Raw genomic sequence first — 26065 nt, 5'->3', positions numbered from 1 at the left:
TTTTTCAAGCTAGTTACGAAGCATCTCTGCGACTAAGAATGCCAATTCCAGCGACTGTTCAGTATTCAGACGTGGATCGCAAGCAGATTCATACCGACCTGGCAAATCAATATCCGTAATATCGGCAGCACCACCAAGACACTCAGTAACGTGCTCGCCAGTAAATTCAATATGGATGCCACCTGGATGGGTGCCAAGTTCACGGTGTACTTCGAAGAATCCTTGCACTTCATCAATGACCTTATCAAAATGACGGGTCTTGTAGCCGTTCGATGAGGTAAAGGTATTGCCGTGCATTGGATCAGATTGCCAGATCACTTTGTGCCCAGATGCTTCTACTGCGCGAATGATATCTGGTAAAACAGTACGAATCTTGTCATGACCCATGCGTGCGACAATCGTGAGACGTCCTGGTACATAATCAGGATCAAGTTTGTCGGCATACGCCACAACTTCTTCAGGGGTCACAGTTGGACCAATCTTAATTCCCACTGGATTTGCGATCAGAGCTGCAAAATTCACATGGAAATCATCAATGCCGCGCGTACGCTCGCCGATCCAGAGCTGATGGGCAGAAAGATCATAAAGCTTGGTTTCGCCTTGTTCATCTTTGGCCAAACGCAACATTGCACGCTCATAATCCACCAGCAAGGCTTCATGGGACGCATAGATTGTTGCACTGCGGAGAGAATCATCTTTGACGCCACATGCACTCATGAAGTCTAAGCCGCGCTCAATTTCTTGAGCCAAAGCTTCATAGCGGGCACCTGCTGGCGACTGTGCGACGAACTCACGATTCCATTCTGTAAGTCGTGATAAATCTGCAGTCCCTGAGGTGGTCAACGACCGCACCAGATTCATAGCAGCCGAAGAGTTGGCATAGGCGCGAATCATACGTGCAGGATCATGTCGACGGCTTTCAACAGTAGCTTCAACACCGTTGACAATATCGCCGCGATAATTTGGTAAACCGTGATCATCAAGATCAGCAGATCGAGGTTTTGCGTATTGCCCCGCAATACGCGCCATTTTCACCACTGGCGTAGACGCACCATAGGTTAGGACCACAGCCATTTGCAGCAAGGTGCGGATATTGGCACGAATATGTGGCTCTGTGTTGGACTCAAAGGTTTCCGCACAGTCACCGCCTTGTAACAAGAAGGCTTTCCCTAATGCAACATCTGCCAATTGTTGTTCGAGCAGACGGATTTCTGGAGCAACCACAATTGGTGGAACCGACTCTAAAATTTTGCGCACATTAGACGCAATTATCGGATCCCAGGTTGGTTGTTGCTTTGCTTCACGGGCAATGACGTCATCGAATTGCTGACGAATACCATCAGGTAATGGCGGCAAATCCGGAAGGGCTTCTTTAGGAATATCTACTGTCCAACTCACACCACTATGCATAGCACGAATTACTAATGCACAAAAATCTTAGCGGTAATATTGCACATTTCAGGAAGAAAGCAACACAAATATTGCCGGTTGTGAAGAAATCAGGAAATTTTATTGCGTTCGTCCAGTGGTAACAGCTCGTGGCAAACTTTGAATTTCACGAGGTTGTGACGTGCGTCGACAAGCGCATCGTGATTGCCGGCAGGGATCGGCGGAAGTTTTGGTCGGCCAGCGAATTCCCAGTATTGCTTCAGCTCATGGGTATAGCGTGGAATCTCGCGTGGCAGTGCCGCCATATCACCCCACAACTGCACGAGTACAAGGTGATCGTACGCGCCCACCCATGCCCATAGTTGTGGTTGCGTTGGTGCAGCGGTCAGGAATGCATAAACTTCATCACGGATTGTCTCATTGCTGCGCCACACTGGAGCTGAAGGATTCGGCAGTTGATTCAGGACGTGCGTTTTGACCCAGTTATTTGCATTGGAATGATCCGTTGTGGTGGAAACAGCGTAATATTCGCGCCCGTCTTCAGCGACAATGCCGATAGAGACGAGTTCGATTGTTGAACCGTTTTCGATGAACTCGGTGTCATAAAAATAACGCACGCAGATTTCCTATCAGTTATTCGGCAAAAAGTTTAGACTCAAGTATTTCTCAAATCATGCTGACATCTTCGAAGTTATTGTACAAAAGTGTGCACGTGGAATACAGGTTCCTGAACGCTTGGAGTATTGGACGTCATCTGTATTGATGCACGATGCGTCCTTGCTGCATCACAGTGAGGATATGCAAAGATTCGTTACTGCTTTATGCTTGGCCAAAACAATACTCCTGCCAACACACCACAACATAATGGGCCAATAATATGACCAGGCACATTAAACGCCGCCAACAACAAATAACTGACAATGATGGCAATTGCAACTATGAGTTTCGTCTTCACAAATATCAACCCTTATGTTTGTGACACTCGTGCTGATGCAGTGGCAATCGGAAGTTCTGGTGGGAAGATTGCCCACCTAAACCTACGTGTATGGGTTAAACCATAGACTGCGTAGGAACCGAGTGCGGCACAGAGCATACCTACGAAAACGATCAAGGTAATTGGAAGCTCACTGCCAATCATACCGGTTATCACCATTGCGACAATTCCTATATTCAAGCCCACTGCGTGACCCAAATAGATCACCAAAGTGTGCCGGCCGACAAGTTGAATTGCAGACCCAAGCACCGCTACCATGCTCAGCGCAACTGCCACTGTAATACCAACTGGCATATAGATCATGCTGATCAGCGTAGTTTGAATCGGAGTAAGGAATTCAGGTACCACAAGGTGTTCGAACCAATATGCTGTCACCGCCAACAGCAACGATACTGCTATTCCAAGTGGGCTAAGACACCAGGTTGCATACTTCGTGATGAATGGACGTAAATATGCACCTAAGAGGAAAATTGGGAGATAGTAGAGTAAACGCGGCACAAAACCGATTGGGATCTGGATCAAGATTGGTGTCAGGACCACGATCATCGCAGGAATCAATAGTTGTAGATGCCAGGCCAGTGTTCGAGTTGTCCACAAAATGATGGTGAACATAATCAGCATGTACAAAAACCAGTACATGTTTTGGCTGGAAATGACATTTGAAACAAAATAGAACCAGCTCGGGAAACGCGTGTCATGTAGGAAATGACCGCGCAGCGCCGAAGAACATAGTTCGATAGGAACCCAAATCACGTATGGAACTGCTAAGAACCATAAGCGACGGAAGAACAGCTCTTGAAAACTGAAGCGATAGACTTTCACCGCGAAGAATCCAGCGACCATGAAAAATAGTGGCATGCGGATGTAACTAATGAAGTGATTGATTGTAGCAAAGAAAGTATCATTACCACCTGGGATCTCACTCGTGGAGTGCAAGACTACAACACCGATAATGGAAATTCCGCGTGCCACGTCAGGCCACGCGAGTCGTGTTTTCTGTGGTGTAGTGTTCATCTTGAATAAGTGTTTCCAAAGATCCAGCAGTACAATTGAGAAATATGTGGCTGGTTGCCAGTCGATGTCTTAGGCGCCTTCGGGGTATCCCTTTCCTGCTTCGAGTGATGCTTTCACGGTTTGTGCGTAGATATCAACATACGGTTTTTCTGAAAGTTCTGTTAATACACGCATAACTTCATCGGTTAATACACGTGCGGCTTCATGGCTGAGTGGATCAAGTCCTTGAGCAGCAACAAAGGCACGTGCTTGAATTGGCTCACCAATGCGGATGCCAACTTTAACTGGTCGCAGCATGACAGTTCCTGGAGGATTTGCCTCACGAGCACCGAGCATTGCCACTGGAATCACCGGAACGTCGTAATGCAGCGCAACGCGCGCCATACCAGTTTTGCCGCGATACACGCGACCATCTGGCGAACGAGTGCCTTCTGGGTAGATGCCGAGCAAACGCCCCTTGGTTAAAACTGATCCAGCAGCTTCTAAGAGTGAGTCAAAGGCGTTTTTGGCGGTACGATTCACTGGAATTTGGTTGAGTGATTCAAAAAACTTGCGCTTAAGCGTACCTGCAAAACCTTTTTGCGTGAAGTATTCACTTTTCGCTAAAAATGTGATTTGGCGTGGACACAACAGCGGTAGATAGAAAGAATCGGCAACTGATTGATGGTTCGAGGCTAAGATAGCCGCACCAGTGGCAGGAATACGCTCAACGTTTTCGATAGTAGGGCGGTTATAGAGCCGCAGAAATGGGCCAATGAGCACATACTTATATAGCCAATACCATTTATTTACCATGATCGCTGATTGCTCCTTTGAATCTCACTTGGCTTTGAGGAATATCTATTATCAGGTTGATCACGCCTAGTGATAGATATTGCTGCGGTAGCACCACGAGCAACATATTAGTTAAAGTGCTTGACGCGCGAGGTTTGCTACTCCGATCATACCTGCATCAGCGCCAAGTTTTGCTGCGGCGACTTTCGGCAATGGTCGATAGCCAGCACCGACAATACTGGAAGCCATGACAGCCTTCGCGTCTGCTAAGAACAAATCGTGTTCCTGGGAAACCCCACCACCAAGCAAGATCAATGGTGGATCCAACACATCAGCAACAATTGAAAGACCAATACCAAGCCAATATGAAAAGTCTTTGACAACTTCCAAGGCAAAGGTATCACCGGCACGAGCATGTTGTACGACAGTTTTTCCTGAGATTCGCTCATTTCGCAGCGAAGTTTGAATACTTGGATTTTCCGCCAACCGTTCCTGCGCGGTGTGCTCTAATGCGGTTCCCGATGCGTAGCGTTCTAGGCATCCCTGTTTCCCGCAAGCACAGTGACGTCCGTGCGGAATAACCGGCAGATGCCCAAACTCTGGCGCTGTGCCCATGCCCCGATAAATTTTCCCATCACTGACAATGGTCGCACCGATACCTGTGCCAATGGCGAACAATACCCAGTTGTCGTAACCTTGTGCCCCACCAAAGACATATTCACCCCATGCAGCTGAGTTCGCATCATGTTCAAGACGCACTGGGAGTTCAAGTAAAGATTCCAACCGTTGCCGCGCGGGATATTCGCGCCACGGCAAATGCGGTGCAAAGCGAACAATTTCGCAATCTGGATCTAAAAAGCCAGCAACAGCAACGCCAACGGCACTCACGTCGTGTCGTGATCGCAAGGTATCGACCATAGTTTTCATACCACGCTCGAGATCATCTGAGGTGTGCGGAACATCGACTTGCAAGGATTCAACAATCGTACCGGCCGCCGTGACCACTCCAGCTCGCATATTGGTTCCGCCAATATCGAAGCCGATAGTGACTGTTTCCGCCATCAATTTCTCATTACCTTTAGTTCGCATAGTCTCATCGCAAACCACAATTGTGGGCCGCTATTTTTGCATGTATCGCAATTCTGCCATTATAGCCAGTTTGCACATTCTAGGTATAGTTGAGAACCTCACGCAGACGTTGTCCCATACGTTGCCAGGACCAATGCACCATAACATGTGCCCGGCCAGCTTTGCCCATGTTGGCACGCAAGGATGCGTCGTCAAGCAGTGTAAATAAGGCTTCGCGCAACTGCGGAATACTTGTCCCTTCGACCACGATTGCAGTGTCTTTTGTCACGGTTTCAGCCGAGCCACCGGAATTGCCAGCGATTACCGGTAAGCCGACAGCTTGCGCCTCCAGATAGACAATGCCAAGGCCTTCGACGTCGAGTCCATTGGCGATGGTTCGGCTTGGCATAGCGAAAATATCTGCAGCTTGTAAATACTGCACCATTTCAGTGTCGCCAATGCGCCCAAGCAAGTGAATACGGGAATCTTTGAGACCGCTTTTTTCAGCTAAGGCCTCAACGGTAGGCAAATACGAGCCGGTGCCAACAATAAGCAAATGTGCGTTCGGGTGACGTGCAAGAATACTTGGCCAGACTTTAATAAGCTGGTCTTGTCCTTTACGACGCACGACCCGTGAAATGCACACCACGATCAAACTCTCCTGCTTCAGGCCAAGTGTGTCGCGGATGTGTGCACGCTGCGATTCCGAGACCGGATGGAAACGCTCGATATCTACGCCCGATGGCAGCCAGTAGTATTCTTTAGCGTTGATTGCGCGTGCGAAACGATTGCGTGTGTATGCAGAGATGTAGGTAATTGTATCGGCGTAACGTCCGATGATGTTTAAAATTTGCCGTGCAATTGGCAGCATTGACCACCCGACTTCATGTCCATGCGTCGAGGCGATCACTTTGGTTGCGCCTGCTTGCTTGGCGGCACGGCCTAAGATTGCCAGCGGTGCGGCTGCAGCAAACCAGACGGTGTCAATGTTCTCAGCACGAATAATGCGCTGCATTTCGCGTCGCATGTTCAGTGTGGGGAGCATCAAAGCGTGCGGGTAGCGATAGACGGTGTATTCAACGCTTGCGTCCCACTGTTGCGCTGCTGCGGCATCTTGGGTTGAGGCGAATACCACGACATCTTGGGCGGGTAAGGTTTCAAGATAGTCGCGAATATACGACTGAATCCCGCCAATCGTGGGCGGGAAATCATTCGTCACAACCAAAATGCGCATTAGTACCGGCGGGCTCCATAAAATGGCATACGTCCCATGTCTACAACTTGCACGGGGATTCCATAGTCAGAGGAATGCAGGACCTTATTATCGCCAGCGTAGATACCCACATGGGTTGCCCCTGGATAAAACGCAACGACATCACCTGGCTGCAGCTGATCACGCGGGATCGGAACACCACCGAGCATTTGAGCTTGCGACGTACGCGGAATTGTCTTACCAATTTGTTGGTAAGACCAGACTACCAAACCAGAACAATCAAACTCATTCGGACCGGTTGCACCCCAGCTATATGGAGATCCAACCTTGGTCATACCAGCCTTAAGCGCTTCCAAACCAGCTTCATTGGTGGATGTGATATCGCTTAACGTGTATGTGACTGGCCCATTTTTCGTCATCCAGCGCAAGCGGTCTTCGGGACTTAATGCGCTGACTTGTTCTTGAATCTTGAGAATCTTAGCTTCGAGCTCTTTACGCTCACGCTCGAGTTTTTCAAACTCTTGCTGAATCTCGTCACGCTTTTGCTTGGCGACGTCGACCTTTTCCTCAGCTTGCTTATGCAAACCATTGGCCTGCTCAGTTTGTTCAGCCAAACGTTTTGCAGCGCGTTCGTTGGAACGAGCCAACATGGATAAATACGAACTACGATCAATCGCCAGTTTTGGATCCTTTGATCCAAGCACATGGAAGACAGGATCTTTGGCTGCACCTTGATATTTCACCAGTGCAAGCTCATCAATTTTATCTTGCTGAAGTGCTTGGAGCTGCTTCGTTTTCGCAGCGGCGGTGCGCTTTTCTTCAGCATCTCGCTCGATATCCACGAGTTCGGTTTCTGCTTTTTCCAGATCTAACTCGAGTTGTTTAACTTCTTCATTCTTTGCACTTGCTTCTGCTGAAGTTGCCGACATCTCGGCAATCAGCGTCTCGAGATCTTGTGCATACACCGAAGAAATGCTGGTTGGAAATGCTAACGTGCCACAAATCGCGACAACAACACACTTTCGAAAAATGTTCATACTACCCTAACTACTGCAAAGACTTCACAAAACTGAGAAATCACTATCTCCAGTATAGCTGTTTATCACTTAACTCATATAACTATTGCATTTTACTGAGAAACTTTTAGTCCTGCCCATGATATCCATTGTGAACATTCATTATTGACAGACATTATTATTACCTTCTCAGGATGCAGATTTGCTATACCCATACCCACATGCGTTCAAAGCGAAACTTCTGTGGTGTACAACTTTCATCTACCTGGAGTTCTTATTGCAAAGCTCGCTTTTCTCCTGTCAAGTTTCGCAAAGCTACGATACGTACCGCTTAGCATCCATTAACTTCAAAATCTGCGTACAAAAGTACATCTGTGAAGTTTGTAGATACTGAATAAGTAGATGAAATGTTTCTCCAACATCTAAAACAGTGCAGATCATCTGGAGACGATAAATACTTCAGCAATTTCCAGACGACTACAAGCGTTACGGCAGGCACAAGATGCCAATATGTGGCGAATATACCAAAGCGCCTCACAGAGTGAGGCGCTCAAGCACAAATTCACTTAAAAACGTACTGCAGAGTGGAATGGCATCCGGCTCATCGGTACCTCTGAAAGCGGCACACCATAGTCACTTGCATGAATAACCATGCCATTACCCGAATAAATGCCCACATGGGTTGCGCCAGAATAGAACACAACAATGTCTCCTGGACGCAAGTCCTGATATGCAACGCGCTGTCCTTGCGCTGCCTGCGCATAGGATGTACGTGGGATTTGCTTACCGACCTGCTCATACGCCCAAGTCACAAAACCTGAGCAGTCAAAAGCGTATGGACCCTTTGCACCCCATGCGTAAGGAGCACCAATCTTGGTACGTGCGGCTGCAACGATCGCGTTACCTTCAGTTTGAACTGGAATTTGCTGTTCAATCACAGGTTCTACAACCGCACTATAAGCAGCAGCCGTGTTAGCTTGACCAGTTAATACTGGCACCAGTTTTTGCAAATCTGGAACTGCTGGCAGCGAAACATTTGGCAGTGATTGAGTGGTGACCGCTGGAATCCATGTCTGAATGCCAGGAACGTACGTAAGTTCGCGAACATTTTCAATGCCTGGAACATCTACTGCGAACGTCGTACCTGGCACCACTACCTGAGCAGCCTGAGCAGCCTGTGGAACTACCGTAGAAGCAGCAGCTACTGCTCCAAGAACCGCAGTGGTACGCGCTTTGCTCTGACTCTGACGACGATGCTTAGCCACGAATAAACTCCAATACTTGTCTGTTCGCGAAAAACGATTTTCGATTTCCGCAATACTTCTCACCCTTGCGTTTCACAAGAATGCGAATCAACAACTTTCTTGTACCCATGTGAGCACGATTAACTTCATTAAGATTACGAAATGGTTACGAAGATTTCTAGTTTTTCACAATTGTGTCGCACACAGACCTCTACCACGATATACTGATGCCGCTCATTCCTGAGAAAAATGTTCTTGCATCTCACAGTTAGGTTTCTATAACGCTTTGTTACCAAAAAGGTCGCCTACCACGAATTTTAGCGTTACAAAAACGTTATAAATAGACCCGCAAACAACCGTCATAAATGTCAGATTCTCAGGTTATTGCCACATAGTTCTTTTAATGTGACGTTGCTCACGTTATTTAAAAATGAGTATATATAGGTGCCCAATACCTATTATCACTACACAATTGTGAATACTTTTCGTGCCATGCTTTGTTTCAAGTAGCTACCGTCGCCATTGCTATGTTCATGAACACAGCACGCTGTATTCAAGAGAGAAAAACGCAGCATTGTTTCTTGTCGAACTTGTGGTGACACTCAGAACGCTGAACTGCCACCAGCCAGAAATGCTGATCCTGAATGAGGACTTCTGTCGTGTTGTGTTATCTGTCGTGTTGTTCGTAAACATACACCGATAATGTTCGTCTGGAACTCGTTCATAATTTTAGCGCCACTCGTGTGCTTACTATGCAAGAAGCCAGTGCAGGTGTGCGAATACACGTACGCAGCAGTATATTGCGCAGCAAAGGCAGTATAGATGCAGAACATAGTTACCGTATATAAGTATCGTGCGAAGCAAACATGACGAGATTATTCGTCGATCCTGAAATAGACAGCTACGCAAATATCTGCGCAACCTACACATGCTTGGAAGTCCTACAATTGATATGTGAAGTCAGGCATCCGGTATCTTGGCATCGAGGATTCAACGATGTGCAGCACTATATTGCGACAACCGTGATTCCTGTACTCACACTTACCACCTGCGTGACGCGCCAATAGGGCTGAAACTACAGGTCGACTGATAACCAATCGATACAATCACCGGAATCAACGGTATACCGAGCATTTAAGCGTGATCAAGCGTGATCAAGCGCCTACTTGCTCAACTATCTGCTAGAGCTATGCGCAGACAGATCATGTTGAAAACATATGCGAGTGAGAACCTTATATATAGGAAAGCCACTCATATATACGACATCAAAGCAAACGCAAAGGCCGCCTCGCAGATACGAGACGGCCTTGTGAGCGCTTATGAAAATCTGATACTAGATCAGACCCTTTTCTTCATCCGCTGCACGGTTGGCAGCGTTGAGATTTTCAAACATTTCTTCTTGCTCGCGATGATTCTCATGCTCGATTGCAGCAGCCTTGTCTGCAATCTCCTTGGAATCAGGAGTAAAGAAGGAACCACGGCCTGGCAGACCAGAGAAACCAAGCTTGTTGAGCTGGTTTGGCACTGGTGCGCCTGCGTATGGCAATGGAATTGGATGTCCGTGTTCATCGACTGGGCCAAGTGGCTGGTGAACTTCGATGAATGCACCGTTCGGCATGAACTTGATGACACCAGTTTCGATACCGTGCTCGAGAACTTCACGGTCCGCACGCTGGAGACCAAGGCAAATGCGATAGGTGACGAAGTATGCCAGTGGAGGCAGGATGATCAAACCGATGCGGCCGACCCATGTCATAGCATTCAAGGAAACCTGGAAGTGAATAGCGAAGAGGTCGTTACCACCAGACAACGTGACCAAGAAGTAGAAGGTAATTGCCATAACACCAAGTGAGGTACGAACAGGCACGTCACGTGGGCGCTGCAGCAGGTTATGGTGTGCATCGTCGCCGGTCAGTTTTGCTTCAATGAATGGGTACGCAATCAACAGTACAACCATCAAACCGCACAGCATTGCCACCCAGAATGCACCTGGGATGGTGTGGTTGCCGATGTACAGCTCCCATGCTGGCATGACACGAGCAATACCATCAGTCCACAGCATATAAATATCTGGCTGGGAACCAGCAGAAACCTGTGCTGGGTTATATGGACCCAACAGCCAAATTGCATTAATGGTGGTCAGGCCGGCCATCAAAGCAAGTACACCTGCGGTGATCAAACCGAATGCTGCTGCCTTGATACCGAACATAGGAAGAATGCGGATACCAACAACGTTGTTTTCTGCACGACCTGGTCCTGGGAACTGCGTGTGCTTCTGGTACCAAACCAGTGCCAAGTGAGCGGCGATCAGACCAAGAATAATACCTGGGATGATCAACACGTGAGCCACGTAGAAACGATCCAGCATCAGTTCAGATGGGAAGTCGCCACCGAAGATAAGCCAGTGCAACCAGGTACCGATGATTGGAAGACCAACGATGATTGCAGACATAATGCGCAGACCAACGCCAGAGAGTAAGTCGTCAGGCAAGGAGTAACCCATGAAGCCTTCTGCCATACCCAGCAGCAACAGCACACAACCGATGATCCAGTTTGCTTCACGTGGGCGACGGAATGCGCCGGTGAAGAAGATGCGCAACATGTGTACGGTCATCGAAACCATGAACATCAGTGCAGCCCAGTGGTGCATCTGTCGAATGAACAGACCACCGCGAACCTCGAATGAAAGATTCAGTGCTGTCTCGTATGCACGAGACATTTCGACACCATTTAATGGCAGGTATGCACCGTCATAGATGACTTTGGTAATCGAAGGATCGAAGAACAGCGTCAAATACACACCGGTCAGCAGCAAAATAATGAAGCTATAAAGTGCAACTTCACCGAGCATGAATGACCAGTGGGTTGGGAATACCTTATTAATCTGACGACGGATACCCGCACTAGCGGTGTATCGAGAGTCAATATTGTTTCCGATTTCAGCGAGTTTCGTGCTCATTATGACTTACGCTCCCAGAATGCCGGGCCGACAGACTCAATAAAGTTGCCTGCGGCGATGAGGTAACCCTCTTCATCAACGGTGATCGGCAGCTGTGGCAATGCGCGTGCGGCTGGGCCGAACACAGGCTTGCCGTACTGCAGAGCATCGAACTGCGACTGGTGGCACGGGCACAGAATACGGTTAGTCTGAGCCTCATACAAAGAGGTTGGGCAACCAATGTGCGTGCAGATCTTCGAATATGCGTAGTAATCGCCGTAGTGGAAGTCTTCCTGGCCTACACGCTCGATGACCTTGTCCGCGTCAGCTGAACGTAAACGGATCAGCATAACTGCGTTACGAGGGCCGTGAATGGAGTGCATCTGTGTTTCGTACACATCTGCAGTTGGATCGTACAAGTCACCATCATTGACCAAGTCAGCAGGCAATGGGAAAACAGTTTCCATTGCAGCAGCTGCCAAATCTTCTGGACGCATACGTACCAAGCGAGTGACACCTTGAGTGGTGTAGTGCTCACCAGCAGAAGTCTCGTGCTTCACAGCAAGAGCACCAGTGTCACGACCCAGGTAAACCTTGACGTCATGCTCGGTCAAAGTCCAGCCAGAGGTCCAAAGAGTACCGTCACCTTGAATGGTGAGCTTGCCCTTCTTCCAAGGATTCTTCACCATACCGCCAAGTGGAAGTGCAACCACTAAGCCAGCGAGTACGGCGGAGCCACCAAGCAGGCCTTGCAGCACTTTACGACGACCCAAGGTTGAGGTTTCCCAAGAGTCATTCAGCAGTGCCACGATCGTACGGCGGTCAACTTCCTCAGAAGGGCCATCATGACGACGCTGAACTGCGATTTCTTCTGGGACGAAGCTCTTGACATACGTCACAACGCCGATGCCCAAGGAAAGAATCGACAGGCCGGCAGTCACACCAAGCAATGGTGTGTAGAAGGTGTACATCCACAGACCTTCATCGCCGTGGCCTTTATATTGCCATGGCCATGCAAGGTATACCGCGATAAACCCAAGAGCAGTCAAAATTGCCAAGATGAACCAGATTGCAACGGTGCGTTCTGCGCGCTTTTCAGCTGGGTCATTCGGAATCGGGAAGCGCTCCTTGCGGTACGCAACCGTGACGTCGTCAAGCTCAGTACCAAGACGCGCGAGCTCTTCGTTCGTCATGGCGTTGAGTTCTTTTTCAGAATATTGTTTTGCGTTGTTATTGCTCATGAGCGAGATCCAATCCACAGAGCGGCGGCCACGAGGACCACAATTCCAACAAGCCACATGAACATACCTTCAGCCACTGGGCCGAGACCGCCGAGGCTCCAACCACCTGGAGAAGGTGTTTCTTTCGCAGCCTTGATAAACGCGATGATGTCTTTCTTCTCGTCAGCAGAAAGCTGGCGATCAGAGAACTTCGGCATGTTCTGAGGACCGGTCAACATAGCCTGGTAAATTTCCTGCTCGTTTGCAGGGTCCAAGTATGGTGCGTACTTACCGGAGGAAAGTGCGCCACCACGACCGGTGAAGTTGTGGCAGGATGCACAGTTCAAGCGGAAAAGATCAGAACCGCGAGCGATGTCAGCTGGATTGATCTTGCCATCGAAGTGAGAGCCACGCAGGCTCTCTTGTGCAACGCTACCGTCTTCGTCACGCACGATGGCAGGACCGCCACCATTGGCTGCAACGTATGCAGCAATGGCCAAAGTCTGTGCCTCGGTGTAACGAGGAGTCTTGCGAGCTGCCTGTGCGCCGTTGCTCAGCATTGGCATACGACCAGAATGAACCTGGAAATATACCGCACCTTCGCCAACACCGATCAAGGAAGGACCGCGATCCTTCACACCTTGGAGGTTAGCGCCGTGGCAGGTAATACATGCAACGTCATACAGATCTTTACCGGTCTGAATCGTTGCTTGCTCGTCCGCTTGTGCGGTGGCGAGCTGGGCTTCTGGGGTTACGGCGTTGAGTAACAAACCGGAACCTGTCAGTCCGAGTGCCAAAGCGACAGCGCCTGCGAAAGTACGACGCGCCTTACGGCGTGCCTTTACCTTCTTAGCATCCATCGCCGAAGCGGCCTCGCGGGCCATCTCGGGATTCTGTGGGTTGGTATCCATCATTTTCCTTATGTCTCGATCATGGAAAGTGAAGGGCTGTAGGCCATTCGCGTGACACTTCCAATCCAAGGCCGTGCATGTTGGGGACCTTCCCCGCAGTTCCTTTAGATTTTGTGTCAATGTTGGCGGCTACGGCCTACTTAATGAAGTAAATCGTGATGAACAGGCCGATCCAAACAACGTCGACGAAGTGCCAGTAATAAGACACAACCATCGCCGCAGTTGCCTGAGCCGGAGTGAACTTTGCCTTTGCGATCCTGAGCAGTACAACCACGAATCCAAGAACGCCACCAAGCACGTGTGCTGCGTGGAATCCTGTTGTGATATAGAAAGTAGAGCCATAGACACTACTTGGGATCGTCAGACCATGCGTTACCAAGTGGTAATACTCGTATGCCTGACCTACAAGGAACACAGTTCCGAGAAGAATCGTTAGCGTGTACCAACGACGAAGTCCGAAGACGTCTCCTCGCTCTGCGGCAAAAACACCCCACTGGGCTGTAAAGGAAGAAGAAACCAGGATAACCGTAATCATCAACGCATAAGGCACGTTGAGGTGATGGGCACCCTCTTTCCAACTTCCATTACCAATACCGTTGGCTCGCGAAGTGAAGTACATCGCGAACAGACCGGCGAAGAACATCAATTCCTGAGACAGGAACACGATCGTGCCGACACTGACCATATTAGGACGGTTCAGTGCCGCAACACGTGGTGTTGCTGCCTTATCTGGGTTTCCAATTGCGCTCGTCACATCTTCTAGTATGACGGTTCGTCCCGCTCAAGTCACGTCACGCGCATGACTATTTTTTGCCCCTCAGCGAAAGAATTTTTTAATCTATGGGAACTTTTTAAAGAATATTGGTCAGACAAGCACACACATGTTATTGCCACCAACATTCTTTAACAGTAGATACCGCAGGTCATATGACACTTTTTACGCCATACCAAGAACACTACAGCCTTCTAAATAAATGACTAGATTCTTTTCAACTACGAGACACTTTTCTTTTAGTGAGACCCAATTCACAGTAAGAAAATGACTTCATCGCCAAAACTCCAACTTTCGGTTGCCCCTCGACTACCAGCAGTTATTTATATTCACCACCCCCGCCAAATGCCCCCACTTTCGCGATTTTTTAATGGCGTGGAACTTTTTTAATTTTTATACGACGAAAGCCGCTTCCTGAAGATCATCAGAAAGCGGCTTGTGCCGAAAAGTTAGTGTTTAACCTTATTTAATGCTTTTCCTTTGGCAGACCATACTGCAGGTTGAGCATTGTGGTGGTGTAGATCAAGGCAACTGCACCGATTGCGATCAGCCAGTAGTGCATGAAGATAATGCCAAAGCCGAGCAGTGCGATTGCACCGGACATAGCTGCTGGCCAAATTGAGAATGGAGAGAAGAAGCCATAGGTACCAGCACCATCAGCAACTTCTGCTTCTTCCCAGTCTTCAGGCAAAACGTCGATGCGCTTTTCAGTGAAGTGCAAGTAACCGCCGAGCATCAAGCAGAGCAAGGTTGCCAGGAACATCGAAACGGCGCCTGCCCACTCTAGGTTGTAGCTCGTAGAAACACCTTCAGTGACGAAGCGGTTGCCTGAGTCGTTCACGTACATGGTAGCGACGAAGTAGATTGCAGTCATGATTGCCAAAAAGACCGTCATGCCATACATGATTTTTGCAGAGCTGCGCATGTTATATTCCTTCCTCTTCCCTAGACGCCAGTCTTCGCACGTGCGTTGTCGCCACCGCGAGTGTCAAGACGTCCACTGTTGAATGGAGAGGTTGAGGTTGCATAACCTTCCTCGCCGATAGCTTCAAGAGCCTCTGAGTTTGCAGCCTCAGGATTCTTCATGCGGTAATCGAGATACTCGGTGAACTTCTCAGGAGAAACCGCACGGATTTCAAAGTTCATCATTGCATGATACGTACCGCACATTTCGGCACAACGTCCAACGAAGGCACCTTCTTTTTCGATCTTCTCGATCTGGAAGCGACGCTCTTGCTTGTTAGCCTCTGGGTGGTTGTAGACGTCACGCTTGAACAAAAATTCTGGAACCCAGAAAGCGTGGCTAACGTCTGCAGAAGCTAACTGGAATTCAATTGCCGTATTGGTTGGAAGAACCAAAACTGGAATTTCCTCAGTGGTACCCAGAGTCTCGATCTTATCGAAGTGGAGATAAGAAACATCCGATTTCGACATATTGTGAATTGGGTTCTTGCCGCCAGCAGCTTCGTCTTCAACCTTAGAAGCCTCAGCCAACGCCTGACGCTCCGCATCAATGCCGTCGTAATCCTGATCGTTCTTGGTCAGCTCACCATCAACAGCACGGTAACCAAACTTCCAGTTCCACTGATATGCAGTTACGTCCACTACAACCTTTGGATCTTTATCCAAAGCAGTTGCCTTGTCTTGGGTTTGGACTGTGAAGAAGAACAGACCCATCACAATAACAATCGGGAGAATGGTCAGTACCAATTCAAGTGGGATGTTGTACTGAGTCTGGCGAGGGAACTCACCCTTGCCATTCTTCTCAGCACGCTTTGCTGACCATGCGAACATGCCATAAATAAACAGGCCCCACATGATAAAGCCAATAATCCAAGCAACTGCCCAGACCCAAACCCAGAAGTTGTACATTGCATGAGCTTCTGGCGTAACACCCTTTGGCCAGCCCATAGCTAAGAAGGTACCCAAAGCACCTTCTGGAGCTGCGACATCACAACCGGAAAGTGCCATGCCACCAAGAGCGACGACACCACCGAGCAAAGCCTTACGACCAAAGCCACGCTTGTGTTGCTGTTCCACGCGCGTCTGCCTTCCTTTAAACACTAGTTCTTTTCAATAGTGCGAGAGCCATGAATCACAGATTGCACGCATTTTTCTCACACATATTCTCTTTCGCAGAATAGCGCATGAGATGTCATTTTCCCTACTGATCCAGCATCTTTTTTTACTGGCTGGATCCTTGAGTTTTCAATTCAACTTGCAACAACCTTGCCGAATCATGTCCGAATGGCAATTTCCTTTCCACCACAATGTAACTCATTTCACAAAATAGTAGCTGCGTATCATCCTTTTGTATGCCCTAAATTTTTGGCGTGATTCACCCCCGCGCCACTACCCCACATTGCTGAATATTCATGTCCGATCACCTCACGGCGTTCACCCAGTTTCATTTCGTTTCAGAGTATGCTGGTTTCAACCTTTGTTTCTTATGATATTTAGGAGGCGTTCGCCCTCAATGTGTGGTCTACTCGGCATGATTACTGCCAACCCAGCGACATCAGGCTTTGTTCCTGCAATTACTGATGCACTGCCTGATATGCGCCATCGAGGTCCCGATGAGGCCGGTTCTTGGAACGATGAAAATACCATCTTTGGTTTCAATCGCCTCGCGATTATTGATATTGAGCATTCTCATCAGCCTTTACAGTGGGGGCCAGCTGATCAGCCAAACCGCTATGCGATGACCTTTAATGGTGAGATCTACAACTATATTGAACTGCGCGAAACCCTAGAAGCTTTGGGGTATACCTTTAATACTTCTGGCGATGGTGAAACCATTGCAGTCGGCTATCACCATTGGGGTGCTGATGTGGTTGAGCACCTGCGCGGCATGTTTGCGTTCGCCATTTGGGACTCAGTTGAACAACAGCTCTTTTTAGCACGCGACCAGTTCGGTATTAAGCCGTTGTATTATGCAACAACTGCAGCTGGCACTATCTTCGCCTCGGAAAAGAAGTGCATTTTGACTGCTGCGGAGGCACTTGGTCTGGATCTCAGCCTTGACCGACGCGCAATTGAGCACTATATCGATTTGCAGTATGTTCCAGAGCCTGAGAGTCTGCACGCAAATATTCGACGTTTGGAATCAGGCTGCTATGGCGTTGTCACGCCAGGGCAGGCATTAAAACAAACCCGCTATTTCCGTCCGCAATTCCAGGTACAACCTGTGGCAAAGGGCAAGGAACAAGAATTATTTGATCGTATTGCCCGCGCCCTTGAGGACAGCGTCGAAAAGCATATGCGCGCAGACGTGACCGTCGGTTCGTTTTTGTCTGGCGGCATTGACTCGACGGCAATTGCGACCTTGGCGAAGCGTCATAATCCGAATTTGCTGACATTTACCACCGGTTTTGAGCGCGAGGGCTACTCAGAGGTGGATGTGGCTGCGGAGTCGGCGGCGGCGATTGGCGTGGAGCATATCGTCAAGATCGTCAGCCCTGAAGAATATGCGGCGGCGATTCCGAAAATTATGTGGTATTTGGACGATCCTGTCGCTGATCCTTCGCTGGTACCGCTATATTTCGTTGCACAAGAAGCTCGTAAGCATGTCAAGGTCGTGCTTTCAGGCGAAGGTGCCGACGAATTATTCGGTGGTTACACAATTTATAAAGAGCCATTGTCATTGGCGCCATTTGAAAAGATTCCGTCACCGTTACGAAAAGGTTTGGGCCAGCTCTCCCGTCTCCTGCCAGATGGCATGAAGGGTAAGTCGCTGTTAGAGCGCGGTTCGCAAACAATGGAACAACGCTACTACGGCAACGCGCGCTCCTTTAATTTCGAACAGATGCAACGCGTGATCCCGTGGGCGCGACCAGAATGGGATCATAAAGAAGTTACGGCACCGATTTACGCGCAAAGCCAGCATATGGATCCAGTCGCGCGGATGCAGCATTTAGATCTGTTTACGTGGATGCGCGGCGATATTTTGGTCAAGGCAGACAAAATCAATATGGCGCATTCACTAGAACTGCGTGTGCCATTTTTGGACAAGGTTGTCTTTGACGTGGCGCAAACAATTCCACATGATCTCAAGATCGCTCATGGCACCACCAAATATGCGCTTCGCAAGGCAATGGAACAGATTGTTCCACCACATGTGTTGCACCGGAAGAAGTTAGGCTTCCCAGTTCCAATGCGGCATTGGCTCGCTGGTGATGAACTGTTTGGTTGGGCACAAGAGACCATTCGTGAATCGCTGACCGACGACATCTTCGACAAGAAAGCCGTGCTTGAGATGCTCAACGAGCATCGTGCAGGTACTAGTGATCATTCGCGCCGGTTGTGGACCGTACTGGCATTTATGATCTGGCATGGCATTTTTGTCGAGCATCGCATCGATCCAGGCATCGAGCAACGCGACTATCCGGTATATCTGTAAGAATCCGCAAAAAAGGGAGCACCTGTAGCAATAGGTGCTCCCTTTGGTGTTGGGCGTGTTGTGGTGATATCGCGGTGACGTACGGCAGGTGCAAGCGTGTAAGGTTTGCATGGCTGCACACTTACTGTTTCAGCGCCATGTTTCCAAGCCATGGTTCCAAGCCATGGTTCCACGCGGCGCCTCCACGCGATGCTGATAAGCGTTTCAACAGCACTGGATAAATCGTCAGATAAGCGCATATAAGCTTTGCGACGCTCCCCCACCTTCTCCAACAACACTGCGCAGCACAACACCACACGCGCAGATAATAGACGTCATGCCCTTCTTGCAGATATATCGTGCAAGAAGGGCATGATGTCTATGGTGAATCGTTACAGCTGAAGATTCAAACCGATATTGACGGCTTCTAGGATGGCTGAGGTAGTTGTGCCATCAACCTCAGAGCAGCTAGCTACACAGCGGCAACTGCTACAGGCTATGCATCTTTAGTTAAAAGAATCGCCACAGGCGCAAGAACCAGAAGCGTTTGGATTATCGATGGTAAAGCCTTGTGATTCGATGGTATCGGCGAAGTCGATACGTGCACCGTTGAGGTAAGGAACGCTCATCTTATCAACGACAAGACGGACGCCGCCGATAATGTCTTCTTTATCGCCATCCAAGCTACGATCATCGAAATAGAGCTGGTAACGTAAACCAGCACAACCACCTGGCTGAACTGCGATACGAAGTGCGAGATCTTCGCGACCTTCTTGTTCGAGTAATGCCTTCGCCTTTGCTGCAGCAGCATCAGTAAGAATCACGCCGGTATTAGTCTCTGGTGCAGTCATAGTATGGATACGTCTCCTTATACATTGTTGTCGTGTTCACATAACCTACTACAAAAAATAGTTACTGGCCACCATTATGCACCCTTGCTCACATTCTGCGCTACATAGTGTTTCACAATTCCAGTTGCACAATTGAAACAACGTGGTAGTTGCTTGTTTCTCAACAGAATATATACCCATCATAAGAGTCGAGATAGACACATTCAAAGGTGCACAGTGTCAGAAAAGTTCAGTTCTGTTTATAGAAGATTTGCCTCTAAAATCAGCCTTGCCAGTGGTGAGGTGTTCGCACAAGAGGTATGAAACTAGGTAATCTATTCAACGTGAACTCTCAACATGAACAACAACCTCGTCAATCGAAAGCGTTTACGCCTAAAAAGGGGCACGCAACACCGCGTCGCAAAGAAGCTGCTCATCGCCCTGGCACGTTTTCGGCAAAATATGCACCAGCCAAAAGCTGGAGTGAAAGTCGTCAAGAGCGAAAAGCCCTCAAGGCTTCGATGACTCCAGAGGAATGGAAGGCTCATAAAAAAGCGCAAAAACAGGCTCGTATTGAGCGCCAGAACGCAACACGTCGTGCAATGGACGATGGCGACGAGCGTTATTTGCTTGAGCGCGACAAAGGACCAGAACGGGCGTATATCCGCGATATTGTCGATGCCAAGCGTCACCTGCTGTCGTTTATGATGCCGTTTGCATTATTCTTGCTATTCACCATGATCGCGACCTCTGCCTTGCCACAAGTTGCCAATATTATTTCAATTATCGCAATGGCAATTTTGATGGCCTTTGTCTTAGAAGCCATCATGCTCGGACGCAAGGCAAGCCAAATGGTGCGCGAAAAGTTCCCGCATACTACCCAAAGTGGCACTTCCATTGGTTTCTACGCATTCAACCGCGCGACCCAACCACGCCGCTGGCGTTCACCAAAGCCACGCGTTGAACTTGGCGCGAACGTCTAAGCTGCCCTTTATACTAGGGGCATTGCTGTGCGACCCGCAGTATCACCGGCCAAACAGATAGACGCTCACCACCATAGCTAGCTCGATATCTGCCCTGTTCACTTACTATAAGGAATCACCAGAGTATGCATCCATCAGATTTTTTCCCACGTGTTCAAGCACCACTCACTGATCTGGCAGACCAGGCTCGTGCATTCCAAAATAACTTGAACAAACCTACTGGCTCACTGGCAGTCTTTGAAGACCTTGGCATTTGGCTCTCCTCCTGCCAGGGCGTTGTGCCACCGAAAAAGATTCAACAGCCACGGCTCGTGGTCTTCGCTGGTGATCACGGCATCGCGAAACGTGAGTTATCCACCTATCCAACAACCGCATCTCCTGCCCTCGCAGAGGCGATTCGTACTGGTGGTGCAAGTGTAAACGCACTGGCGGCGGGTTCAGATATTGGGATTCGTGTTGTCGATATTTGTCTCGATCACGATGTCTGGGGTGACGAGCGCGTATCGCGTAGCTCCGGTTGCATCGACATCGAAGATGCCATGACCGAAGAGCAACTACTGCGAGCTGTGGAAATTGGCAAACGCATTGCCGATCAAGAAATCGATGCCGGTGCCGATCTGTTACTCGTCGGTGATCTCGGCGTGGGCGGTACGACTATTGCAGCGGCGCTGATTGGCTTGATGACTAACCAAGAACCAGTTGTTGTCACTGGCCGTGGCAGCGGTATTCATGATGAACACTGGAAGCATAAAGTCACTGTTGTTCGCGACGCAATGTTTCGAGCCCGTAATGATCGTGGCAATGTTTTCACGCTCATGCGCAAAATTTCTTCCCCAGAAGTTGTTGCAATGGCAGCATTTTTGGCCCAAGCAGCAGTCCGGCGCACACCGCTGCTTCTCGACGGTGTCTTGACAGCCGCTGGAGCAATGCTCGCCGATAAGTTAGCACCTGGTGCTCGGAAATGGATGGTTGCAGGCCATCAGTCCACCGAACCGGCGCACAGTTTCGCACTGCGTTATCTTGGTTTAACACCACTGCTAGATATGCATTTGCGGATGGGTGAAGGCGCTGGTGCTGCCGCCGCATTCCCATTTATTACAATGGCTGCCAACATTATGAATGATATGGCAAGCCTTCCTGAAGAACCTGAATATCAGGAAGCAACAGAACAGTAAACAAATACAAACAACCCAGTAGGAAGTGTATGGTTCCTACTGGGTTGTTTGTATAAGGCGGCGTCGTCAAGCAAATTATGCAGACACTAATGGCACCATCCAGCCATGTGTATCAGCAATAATGCCGCGCTGAATACCGGTGAGGTGCTCGCGCAAGCGCAGGGTCACATCGCCTGGCTGGTTGTCATTGATGATGAACTCGCCATGCTGGGACTTTACCTGACCAACTGGGGTGATCACTGCAGCCGTACCGCAAGCAAATGTTTCAATCATCTTCCCGCTTGCCACATCAGCTTTCCACTCATCGGTGCTAATGATCCGCTCGGAAACCTCATAACCAAGATCCTGTGCTACCTGCAGCAAGGACAGACGCGTAATGCCTGGGAGCAAGGAACCGGACAGCTGTGGGGTCACAATCGTTGGGGTTTGACCACCATAGACGAACATCAAGTTCATGCCGCCCATTTCTTCGACATACTTATGCTCATGGGCATCCAACCAGACCACCTGATCACAGCCCTTTTCAGCGGCTTGTGCCTGTGCCAACAGCGATGCTGCATAGTTACCTGCGAACTTCGCGGCACCCGTGCCACCTGGTGCTGCGCGCACATAGTCTTCCGAGAGCCAAACGGAGACAGGACGAATGCCACCGGCGAAATATGCACCTGCAGGCGATGCGATCACCATGTAGGTGTACGAGGCGGAAGGATGCACACCTAGGGTGGTTTCAGTTGCCACCATGAATGGACGCAAATAAAGCGCTGCTTCGCCGCCGTGAGCAGGAACCCATTCTTGATCGATCTCTACTAATTGGCGCAAGGACTCGAGAAACAGCTCGGTTGGCAGCTCAGGCATGGCCATACGACGCGCAGAGGCTTGAAAGCGTTGTGCGTTTGCCTCAGGGCGGAAGGTTTGAATCGAGCCGTCAGCGTGACGATATGCCTTAATGCCTTCAAAAATTGCTTGTCCATAGTGGAACACCGATGCAGAAGGATCCAAGCTTACTGGCGCATAGGCTTGAACCTTGGCATCATGCCAACCGTGTTCTTGATCCCACTGAATGGTGACCATGTGATCGGTGAAATGATTACCGAAACCTGGATTTTCTAAAATTTCAGCGATGCGATCCGCAGGAGTTGGCTGCGTGGTTGGGTCAATTGTAAATACAAGATCTGTCATACCCTATGAATGTACTCGTTGCGACTCACTGGTGGAAGTATTTCATCACAGTTGCAAGCATATTTATCATCATTTTCAGTATTTCAGCGCTGTGGCGAGCCAGGTCAATTCAAAAACGCCCATTGCTGACAAATATATTCACACCATCAACTAAACAAATACGGAAATGTGCCCTACAGTGGAATGCGTTAACAATTGTCGATGATGTTTTGTGAAAGGTATTTTTGTGACCAATTTTGCACTTCCTGCAACCGGTGCAGCTACGACTGTGCGCTTGGCAAAGAAGCTCCCTGAAGATTTTGATGCGCTGATCGTTCCAGTTTTCAAAGGCGAAGAAGGATTGATTCTGGCTGCTTCTGGCCTATTTGAAGACGATATTGAGTGCGCTATTTGGGAGCTGCTCAGCGCTGTTGGCGCAACCGGTGCGCTTGAAGAAGTTGTTCGGATTCCAGCCATCGAAGGCATTGACACCGATTTTATTCTTGGCGTGGGCTTGGGCGACGAAGATGACCTCGACGACGAGACCCTGCGTCGCGCTGCCGGTGCTGCAGCACGTAACTTGGCAGGTCTGAATACCGTTGTGACCACCATGAGCGCTTTCGGCGTGGCTGCTGTTGTTGAAGGTTCCATTCTTGGTTCGTACAACTACACCGGTCAAAAGAACGACGCAGGCAAAGCCCCTGTGAAAGAAATCGTTGTATTAAGCAAGTCTAAGAACGCTGAAGAAGAGTTCAACTACGGACGTATTGCAGCTGAGGCTGTCAATTTAACTCGCGATCTGGTGAATGCGCCTTCTTCTCATCTCTACCCAGAGTCATACGCCAATATTATTCAGAACTTGGCTGAGCACTATGGCTTAGGCATTCATATTCGCGATGAGAAGCAACTTGCTGCTGAGGGTTTTGGCGGCATTTTGGCAGTTGGTATGGGCTCTGCTCGCAAGCCACGTTTGGTGCAGCTGCGCTATACCCACCCAGAGGCAAAGAAGCACGTGTCCTTTGTTGGTAAGGGCATTACCTTCGACACCGGTGGCATTTCCATCAAGCCAGGTGCTGGTATGGATCTGATGATCACCGATATGGGTGGCTCAGCAGCAGTTGTGGCAACGATCATTGCAGCATCGCGCTTGCAGCTGAAAGTTAATGTCACCGTCACGGTTTCGCTTGCTGAAAATATGCCAGATGGTGAAGCATACCGTCCCGGTGACGTGGTTGTGCACTATGGTGGCAAGACCACAGAAATTTTGAACACCGACGCTGAAGGCCGCATGGTAATGGCCGATGCACTGGCATTGGCTTCTGAAGAAAAGCCAGATGTGCTCATTGATGCTGCAACCTTAACTGGTGCACAAATCGTGGCATTAGGCGATCGCACCTCAGCAATTATGGGTACTGCGAAGCTGCGTGACAAGCTTGCCAAGATTGGCCGTAAGGTGGGCGAAAACGCTTGGTCGATGCCACTGCCAGCTGAGCTAAAAGAAGCAGTGAAATCCCCAATTGCTGACCTGCGCAATGTCACCAGTGGCCGTTCTGGCGGCATGCTCAGCGCCGGCTGCTTCTTGCGTGAATTCGTTGGTGAGGGCATTTCATGGGCACACGTTGATATTGCAGGCCCATCCTTTAATGGGGCAAGCGCCTATGGTTACACCCCTGCGCGTGCCACCGGTGTTCCAGTTCGTACCTTCCTAGCATTCCTTGCTAAGACAGCTGGCTAATTACAAGCTACGCACAGGTACCACCTAAGACTCGTTGATATTCGCAATCGTGCGGATTATCAACGAGTCTTTTCTATGCTGGCGGGTGACGAGGTTGCTATTCGAATCGTTCGCCCTTTTCGAGTGCTTCACGACGACGCCGTTGTTCTTCTCGTTTGCGAAGCATTCGGTCCCGCTCAATCTTTTGACGCATTCTTTGGGGGTAACCGGTTTCTTCAACGTCGTAAAGCGGAATCTGGAGCGCCTTGGCAATCACATCGATACCTTTTGGGCCACCAATCGGGCGCCTGGTGAAATCTCCGACGGCATCAACCAGACACACACTCATTTCATTCACGAGTGTTTCTGGCTCGATATACCCCTCCACACGTGCACGTTCAGCTACCCACTGTTGTAAATACGCTAAATCAGGCTTGCGGACAGTTTCCCCTGGCCCACGTGCGGGTTTCAAGTTTGAGCGAGTGCCTTTTCGGCCAAAAAATTTGAACACAATTGACAATTGTAGGGGGAATTTTTCCCAGAAGTTATTTTCGAGGTCACATTTTTTCTCCAAAACAGGTACGCTCATAGGGTATTAAGACTTTCAACCCTTAGATGAAACGTAGGAGTCAAGACAACAATGGCGCACTCTGTTGTGATGCCCGAGCTGGGCGAATCTGTAACCGAAGGTACTATCACTCAGTGGCTCAAAGCTGTCGGCGATACCGTCGCAGTCGATGAGGCATTGCTTGAGGTCTCCACCGACAAGGTCGACACTGAAGTACCTTCCCCAGTAGCTGGCGTAATCCTTGAGATCCGCGCTCAAGAAGATGACACCGTAGAAGTCGGTGAAGTCATTGCCATCATCGGCGAACCTGGCGAAGCAAGTGCTGCACCTGCAGCTGCTGCAGCTCCAGAACCAACCCCTGCACCAGCGGCAGCACCAGCTCCTGCAGCGGCTCCTGCTCCAGCAGCAGGTGGTGCAGCAACTGACGTTGTTATGCCAGAACTCGGCGAATCCGTCACCGAAGGCACCATCACCCAGTGGCTCAAAGCTGTCGGCGATACCGTCGCAGTCGATGAGGCATTGCTTGAGGTCTCCACCGACAAGGTAGACACCGAAGTGCCTTCCCCTGTCGCTGGCGTGATCCTGGAAATCCTGGCACAAGAAGACGACACCGTCGGCGTTGGCGAAGTCATCGTTCGCATCGGTGAGCCAGGTGCAGTCCCTGCACCAGCAGCAACCCCAGAACCAACCCCTGCACCAGCAGCAG

At 49.5% G+C, this 26065-nt stretch carries 23 protein-coding genes; 5 read left to right on the top strand and 18 right to left on the bottom strand.

The genetic code is table 11. From position 1 onward, the window contains the following. Window positions 1-9 precede the first annotated feature (9 nt). The 15 genes from NXS99_RS07420 to NXS99_RS07350 form a co-directional block, all read right to left on the bottom strand. Window positions 10-1398, bottom strand: coding sequence for a class II 3-deoxy-7-phosphoheptulonate synthase (locus NXS99_RS07420; RefSeq protein ID WP_259288033.1), 1389 nt, complete (start codon window positions 1396-1398; stop codon window positions 10-12). A gap of 101 nt (window positions 1399-1499) precedes the next feature. Continuing rightward, window positions 1500-2006: a polyadenylate-specific 3'-exoribonuclease AS gene (locus NXS99_RS07415; protein ID WP_259288032.1), complete on the bottom strand. Its 507-nt coding sequence runs from the start codon at window positions 2004-2006 to the stop codon at window positions 1500-1502. 194 nt (window positions 2007-2200) lie between these two features. Further along, window positions 2201-2344, bottom strand: coding sequence for a hypothetical protein (locus NXS99_RS07410; protein WP_259288031.1), 144 nt, complete (start codon window positions 2342-2344; stop codon window positions 2201-2203). A gap of 12 nt (window positions 2345-2356) precedes the next feature. Continuing rightward, window positions 2357-3397, bottom strand: coding sequence for an acyltransferase family protein (locus NXS99_RS07405; RefSeq protein WP_259288030.1), 1041 nt, complete (start codon window positions 3395-3397; stop codon window positions 2357-2359). 69 nt (window positions 3398-3466) lie between these two features. Further along, the gene (locus NXS99_RS07400; RefSeq protein ID WP_259288029.1) at window positions 3467-4192 is read right to left on the bottom strand and encodes a 1-acyl-sn-glycerol-3-phosphate acyltransferase; all 726 of its coding nucleotides are present in this window, start codon (window positions 4190-4192) and stop codon (window positions 3467-3469) included. A gap of 111 nt (window positions 4193-4303) precedes the next feature. Beyond that, entirely contained in the window at window positions 4304-5233 is a 930-nt protein-coding gene (locus tag NXS99_RS07395) for an ROK family protein (RefSeq protein WP_259288028.1), read from the bottom strand. Window positions 5234-5339: 106 nt separating this feature from the next. Further along, window positions 5340-6473, bottom strand: a complete 1134-nt coding sequence (locus NXS99_RS07390; RefSeq protein ID WP_259288027.1) for a glycosyltransferase family 4 protein — start codon at window positions 6471-6473, stop codon at window positions 5340-5342. Continuing rightward, window positions 6473-7489 (bottom strand): NlpC/P60 family protein, encoded by a 1017-nt coding sequence (locus NXS99_RS07385; protein ID WP_259288026.1) that lies wholly within the window; start codon window positions 7487-7489, stop codon window positions 6473-6475. Before NXS99_RS07385 ends, NXS99_RS07390 begins: the two co-directional genes overlap by 1 nt. A gap of 545 nt (window positions 7490-8034) precedes the next feature. Next, the gene (locus NXS99_RS07380; RefSeq protein WP_259288025.1) at window positions 8035-8733 is read right to left on the bottom strand and encodes a C40 family peptidase; all 699 of its coding nucleotides are present in this window, start codon (window positions 8731-8733) and stop codon (window positions 8035-8037) included. A gap of 1312 nt (window positions 8734-10045) precedes the next feature. Then, window positions 10046-11671, bottom strand: coding sequence for a cytochrome bc complex cytochrome b subunit (locus NXS99_RS07375; protein ID WP_259288024.1), 1626 nt, complete (start codon window positions 11669-11671; stop codon window positions 10046-10048). Next, on the bottom strand, window positions 11671-12891 hold the full coding sequence (locus tag NXS99_RS07370; protein WP_259288023.1) for a ubiquinol-cytochrome c reductase iron-sulfur subunit: 1221 nt from the start codon (window positions 12889-12891) through the stop codon (window positions 11671-11673). The genes NXS99_RS07375 and NXS99_RS07370 overlap by 1 nt, the downstream gene beginning before the upstream one ends. Next, the gene (locus tag NXS99_RS07365; protein WP_259288022.1) at window positions 12888-13784 is read right to left on the bottom strand and encodes a c-type cytochrome; all 897 of its coding nucleotides are present in this window, start codon (window positions 13782-13784) and stop codon (window positions 12888-12890) included. Before NXS99_RS07365 ends, NXS99_RS07370 begins: the two co-directional genes overlap by 4 nt. A 133-nt stretch (window positions 13785-13917) precedes the next feature. Further along, a complete protein-coding gene (locus tag NXS99_RS07360) occupies window positions 13918-14535 on the bottom strand; it encodes a heme-copper oxidase subunit III (protein ID WP_259288021.1) in 618 nt (205 codons plus the stop codon). Between the two features lie 484 nt (window positions 14536-15019). Continuing rightward, window positions 15020-15478, bottom strand: coding sequence for a cytochrome c oxidase subunit 4 (locus NXS99_RS07355; protein ID WP_259288020.1), 459 nt, complete (start codon window positions 15476-15478; stop codon window positions 15020-15022). Between the two features lie 20 nt (window positions 15479-15498). After that, window positions 15499-16593, bottom strand: a complete 1095-nt coding sequence (locus tag NXS99_RS07350) for a cytochrome c oxidase subunit II (protein ID WP_259288019.1) — start codon at window positions 16591-16593, stop codon at window positions 15499-15501. Between the two features lie 436 nt (window positions 16594-17029). On the opposite strand from NXS99_RS07350, the gene asnB reads away from it, so the two are divergent. Continuing rightward, window positions 17030-18952, top strand: coding sequence for an asparagine synthase (glutamine-hydrolyzing) (gene asnB / locus NXS99_RS07345; protein ID WP_259288018.1), 1923 nt, complete (start codon window positions 17030-17032; stop codon window positions 18950-18952). 485 nt (window positions 18953-19437) lie between these two features. Here asnB and NXS99_RS07340 read toward each other — a convergent pair whose 3' ends face one another. Further along, window positions 19438-19782, bottom strand: a complete 345-nt coding sequence (locus NXS99_RS07340) for an iron-sulfur cluster assembly accessory protein (protein WP_259288017.1) — start codon at window positions 19780-19782, stop codon at window positions 19438-19440. A gap of 323 nt (window positions 19783-20105) precedes the next feature. Between NXS99_RS07340 and NXS99_RS07335 the strand changes: the two genes are divergently transcribed. Then, entirely contained in the window at window positions 20106-20744 is a 639-nt protein-coding gene (locus tag NXS99_RS07335; RefSeq protein ID WP_259288016.1) for a DUF3043 domain-containing protein, read from the top strand. 125 nt (window positions 20745-20869) lie between these two features. After that, a complete protein-coding gene (gene cobT, locus NXS99_RS07330) occupies window positions 20870-21919 on the top strand; it encodes a nicotinate-nucleotide--dimethylbenzimidazole phosphoribosyltransferase (RefSeq protein WP_259288015.1) in 1050 nt (349 codons plus the stop codon). A 75-nt stretch (window positions 21920-21994) separates the two neighbouring features. Here cobT and NXS99_RS07325 read toward each other — a convergent pair whose 3' ends face one another. After that, window positions 21995-23098: a branched-chain amino acid aminotransferase gene (locus NXS99_RS07325; protein ID WP_259288014.1), complete on the bottom strand. Its 1104-nt coding sequence runs from the start codon at window positions 23096-23098 to the stop codon at window positions 21995-21997. A gap of 226 nt (window positions 23099-23324) precedes the next feature. Between NXS99_RS07325 and NXS99_RS07320 the strand changes: the two genes are divergently transcribed. Beyond that, window positions 23325-24812, top strand: a complete 1488-nt coding sequence (locus tag NXS99_RS07320) for a leucyl aminopeptidase (RefSeq protein ID WP_259288013.1) — start codon at window positions 23325-23327, stop codon at window positions 24810-24812. Window positions 24813-24909: 97 nt separating this feature from the next. Here the strand turns inward: NXS99_RS07320 and NXS99_RS07315 are convergent, their stop codons facing one another. After that, window positions 24910-25302: an oxidoreductase gene (locus tag NXS99_RS07315; protein ID WP_259288012.1), complete on the bottom strand. Its 393-nt coding sequence runs from the start codon at window positions 25300-25302 to the stop codon at window positions 24910-24912. Window positions 25303-25431: 129 nt separating this feature from the next. Between NXS99_RS07315 and NXS99_RS07310 the strand changes: the two genes are divergently transcribed. Continuing rightward, window positions 25432-26065: biotin/lipoyl-containing protein (locus tag NXS99_RS07310; RefSeq protein ID WP_310593309.1), on the top strand; the 634-nt coding region annotated here is incomplete at its 3' end.

This window comes from Corynebacterium sp. HS2168-gen11 (assembly GCF_024834075.1).
Taxonomy (GTDB): domain Bacteria; phylum Actinomycetota; class Actinomycetes; order Mycobacteriales; family Mycobacteriaceae; genus Corynebacterium.
This window is presented reverse-complemented; position numbering and strand designations above follow the sequence as displayed.

Bases quoted from the DNA above. Each gene is read 5' to 3' on its own strand.
- NXS99_RS07405 (WP_259288030.1), bottom strand. From the start codon at position 3,397: ATGAACACTACACCACAGAAAACACGACTCGCGTGGCCTGACGTGGCA.
- NXS99_RS07400 (WP_259288029.1), bottom strand. From the start codon at position 4,192: ATGGTAAATAAATGGTATTGGCTATATAAGTATGTGCTCATTGGCCCA.
- NXS99_RS07395 (WP_259288028.1), bottom strand. From the start codon at position 5,233: ATGGCGGAAACAGTCACTATCGGCTTCGATATTGGCGGAACCAATATG.
- NXS99_RS07390 (WP_259288027.1), bottom strand. From the start codon at position 6,473: ATGCGCATTTTGGTTGTGACGAATGATTTCCCGCCCACGATTGGCGGG.
- NXS99_RS07385 (WP_259288026.1), bottom strand. From the start codon at position 7,489: ATGAACATTTTTCGAAAGTGTGTTGTTGTCGCGATTTGTGGCACGTTA.
- NXS99_RS07375 (WP_259288024.1), bottom strand. From the start codon at position 11,671: ATGAGCACGAAACTCGCTGAAATCGGAAACAATATTGACTCTCGATAC.
- NXS99_RS07370 (WP_259288023.1), bottom strand. From the start codon at position 12,891: ATGAGCAATAACAACGCAAAACAATATTCTGAAAAAGAACTCAACGCC.
- NXS99_RS07365 (WP_259288022.1), bottom strand. From the start codon at position 13,784: ATGATGGATACCAACCCACAGAATCCCGAGATGGCCCGCGAGGCCGCT.
- NXS99_RS07355 (WP_259288020.1), bottom strand. From the start codon at position 15,478: ATGCGCAGCTCTGCAAAAATCATGTATGGCATGACGGTCTTTTTGGCA.
- asnB (WP_259288018.1), top strand. From the start codon at position 17,030: ATGTGTGGTCTACTCGGCATGATTACTGCCAACCCAGCGACATCAGGC.
- NXS99_RS07340 (WP_259288017.1), bottom strand. From the start codon at position 19,782: ATGACTGCACCAGAGACTAATACCGGCGTGATTCTTACTGATGCTGCT.
- cobT (WP_259288015.1), top strand. From the start codon at position 20,870: ATGCATCCATCAGATTTTTTCCCACGTGTTCAAGCACCACTCACTGAT.
- NXS99_RS07325 (WP_259288014.1), bottom strand. From the start codon at position 23,098: ATGACAGATCTTGTATTTACAATTGACCCAACCACGCAGCCAACTCCT.